Raw genomic sequence first — 3,098 nt, 5'->3', positions numbered from 1 at the left:
TCGTGGGTGAAGACGACCACCTGCCGCTGCTCGGCCAGCTCGGCGAGCACCCGCGCGAGACCGTCCACCTTCGACGGGTCTGCGTTCCAGGTGTGGCAGGCTCGACGCCATGCGGCTGGAGAACGTCTGGTTGCGGTACCACCGGCGGGGGCCGTGGGTGCTGCAAGGCATCGATGTGCGGATCGGTCCCGGCGAGGTGGCGATCGTGCTGGGCCGCAACGGGGTGGGCAAGTCGACACTGCTCCAGGTGGCCGCGGGGGTCCTCCGCCCGGGCCGGGGCCGGGTCACCGACCGGCCGGCGCGGGTGGGCTGGGTGCCGGAGCGTTTCCCAGCGGACCAACCGTTCACTGTGACCCGCTATCTGACCGGGATGGCCCGGGTGGCGGGGCTGGGCAGGGCTGCTGCCGACGAGGCCGTTACCTCCTGGACGGACCGGCTCGGGCTGGCCGCCTTCCGCTCGGTCCGGTTGCCGGAGCTGTCCAAGGGCACCGCGCAGAAGGTCGGCCTCGCCCAGGCGCTGCTGCGCCCACCGGGCCTGCTGGTGCTCGACGAGCCGTGGGAGGGGCTGGACGCCGCCACCCGCGAGTTGGTGCCCGAGCTGATCGCCGAGGTGCTCGCCGCCGACGGGTCCGTCCTGGTCAGCGACCACCGCGGCGAGACGGTCCGGCTCCCGGCCGCGCGCCGCTGGTTGGTGGCCGACGGCTCACTTGCCGAGGAGGCGCTGTCGACGGACGGGACGATCGCCGTGGTCGAGGTCGCGGTGCCGGCCGCGCGGGTCGCCGGCACCGTCGCCCGGTTGCGCGCCGAGGGCCATCAGGTGCTGCGGGTACGCTCCGACGCCTCCACCGCCGCACCCCAGGCCCTACCCGTCGAGCCGCTCCGGTCGGCCGGTGCCGCCCGACCCGCCGCGCCGCCGCTCGGGATGGCCGGGGAACTGACAGCGGAGCAGCCGGAGGCCGCTGACGTCACTGTCGAGTCGGCAGCGGGGGAGACCCGGTGAGCGCCCTGGTCCGGATGCGGTTGGCCGGTTTCCTGCGAACCGGCCGGGCGTTGGCGCCGTTGCTCGCCGGCCTGATCACGCTCGGCACTCTCTACGGCGGTGGCCGAGCCCAGCCGGCGGAGGCGTACGGCGTCTCCGCTGTCGTGCTCTTCCCGGTGCTCGCCTGGCAGACCAAGATCCTGTTGGACGTCGAGCCGGACGTGCAGCGTCGGCTGGCGCAGGTGACCGTCGGGGTGGCCCGGGAGCGGGTGGCCGGGCTGCTCGCCGCCGCGGTGGCGGCGCTGGTGACGGTGGCTGTCGCGCTGCTCTTTCCGTGGCTGGTCGGCGGGGTGTCCGGCCCGGTCGACCCGGGGGACCGGTCGATTCCGGTCGGGCTCGCGCTGGGATTGTGGGCGCACGCGTTGGTCGTACCCGCTGCGGTTGCCCTTGGGGCGCTGGCCAGCCGGGCGTCGGTGGGCGGCGCCGGGTACGGGGTCGCGGTGTTGGCCCTGGGCGGGGTCGGCGCTGTGGTGTTGGGCCTGACCGGCTCGGTGGTCCCCTGGCTGGCACCGCCGATCATGGCGACCGCTCGCACCACCGGCGGCGAGGCAGCCGCGCTGACACTGCTGGGGCTGAGCGGGTGGGCGTTGGCCTGGAGCACCGCTGTCGTCGGCGGCTACCTGTGGCGGCGGCGCGCCCAGGGCTGACCGGCACTGGTACGGGTGACGCGGCTCACCGGGCGCGATTTGGCGCTGCTGGTCGGGGCGCGTACTCTTCAACCGTCATCCGTGTTCTCATGGATGAGGAACCACCCAAAGACCGCTGGTCACCATGCTTCGGCACGGTCGAAGGTCCCGCGACGACGGGCGACCCGCGTAGGGCGGCAAGCGTAACTCGGCAGTGAGCATGGTCCGCCGACCATGACGATCCGCCGGCCCTCGCCCCGTGCGCCCTGCGCCGGGGCTTTTTCGTTGTCGCGTCGCCTCCGCCCCCGTTCCGGCTTCGGCCGAGACAGGGACCAGCCTCGAGTAACGAGAGAGGAGGGACATGGCGGACAAGCCGATCCGGGCCGACAAGGCCACGGCCGTCGCTGAGCTGACCGAGAGCTTCCGCAGTTCGGGCGCCACCGTGCTGACCGAGTACCGCGGTCTGACGGTTTCCCAGCTCACCCAGCTTCGGCGCTCGCTCGGCGCCGATACCAGCTACACGGTCGCGAAGAACACGCTGGCCAAGCGTGCTGCGACGGACGCGGGCATCACCGGCCTCGACGAGCTGTTCACCGGTCCTACCGCGCTGACTTTCGTTTCGGGCGACGTCGTCGAGGCGGCGAAGGGCCTTCGCGACTTCGCGAAGGCCAACCCGAAGCTCGTCATCAAGGGCGGTGTCTTCGAGGGCAAGGCCATCACCGCGGCCGAGGTCACGAAGCTCGCCGACCTTGAGTCCCGCGAGGTGCTGCTGGCCAAGCTGGCCGGCGCGATGAAGGGCAACCTGAGCAAGGCCGCGGCCCTGTTCCAGGCCCCGCTGTCGAAGACCGCCCGTCTGGCGGCTGCACTGCAGGACAAGCGCGAGAAGGAGGGCGCCGAGGCGGCCTGAGGCCCCCACGGCGCACCAGTTCTTACTTAACAGAATCAGGAAAGGACGCCAGATATGGCGAAGCTCAGCACCGACGAGCTGCTCGACGCGTTCAAGGAGATGACGCTGATCGAGCTCTCTGAGTTCGTGAAGCAGTTCGAGACGACCTTCGAGGTCACCGCTGCCGCTCCGGTCGCGATCGCCCAGGGTGGTGGCGGCGGCGCCGCTGCGGCCGAGGCCGAGCCGGAGCAGGACGAGTTCGACGTCATCCTCGAGGCTGACGGTGGCAAGAAGATCCAGGTCATCAAGGTCGTGCGTGAGCTGACCGGCCTGGGCCTCAAGGAGGCCAAGGACGCGGTCGAGTCCGCGCCGAAGGCCATCCTGGAGAAGGTCAACAAGGAGACCGCCGACAAGGCGAAGGCCAAGCTCGAGGGTGAAGGCGCCAAGGTCACCCTCAAGTGACCTGACGTTCCACAAACGCGTACCCGGCTCGTGAGCTGGGACACTATCGCGCCACGGCGGGCGGTGATCCGACACGGATCACCGC

The 3,098-nt window shown here is 71.4% G+C and carries 4 protein-coding genes; all 4 read left to right on the top strand.

Translation table 11 applies throughout. The annotated features are described in order from the left end of the window. Positions 1-109: 109 nt before the first annotated feature. The 4 genes from AB0C20_RS35855 to rplL all read left to right on the top strand — a co-directional run bounded on the left by AB0C20_RS35855 (position 110) and on the right by rplL (position 3,013). The gene (locus AB0C20_RS35855) at positions 110-1,000 is read left to right on the top strand and encodes an ATP-binding cassette domain-containing protein (protein WP_357569683.1); all 891 of its coding nucleotides are present in this window, start codon (positions 110-112) and stop codon (positions 998-1,000) included. Continuing rightward, a complete protein-coding gene (locus tag AB0C20_RS35850; RefSeq protein WP_357569682.1) occupies positions 997-1,686 on the top strand; it encodes a hypothetical protein in 690 nt (229 codons plus the stop codon). Before AB0C20_RS35855 ends, AB0C20_RS35850 begins: the two co-directional genes overlap by 4 nt. 340 nt (positions 1,687-2,026) lie before the next feature. Further along, positions 2,027-2,572, top strand: a complete 546-nt coding sequence (gene rplJ, locus AB0C20_RS35845) for a 50S ribosomal protein L10 (RefSeq protein ID WP_112584808.1) — start codon at positions 2,027-2,029, stop codon at positions 2,570-2,572. Between the two features lie 54 nt (positions 2,573-2,626). After that, complete coding sequence (gene rplL, locus AB0C20_RS35840; protein WP_030489578.1) at positions 2,627-3,013, top strand: 50S ribosomal protein L7/L12; 387 nt, start codon at positions 2,627-2,629, stop codon at positions 3,011-3,013. Positions 3,014-3,098: the final 85 nt, after the last annotated feature.

The organism is Micromonospora sp. NPDC048843 (assembly GCF_040649965.1).
In the GTDB taxonomy this organism is placed as follows: domain Bacteria; phylum Actinomycetota; class Actinomycetes; order Mycobacteriales; family Micromonosporaceae; genus Micromonospora; species Micromonospora hortensis.
The sequence above is the reverse complement of the archived record's forward strand: the minus strand, read 5'-3'. Positions and strand labels throughout refer to the sequence as shown.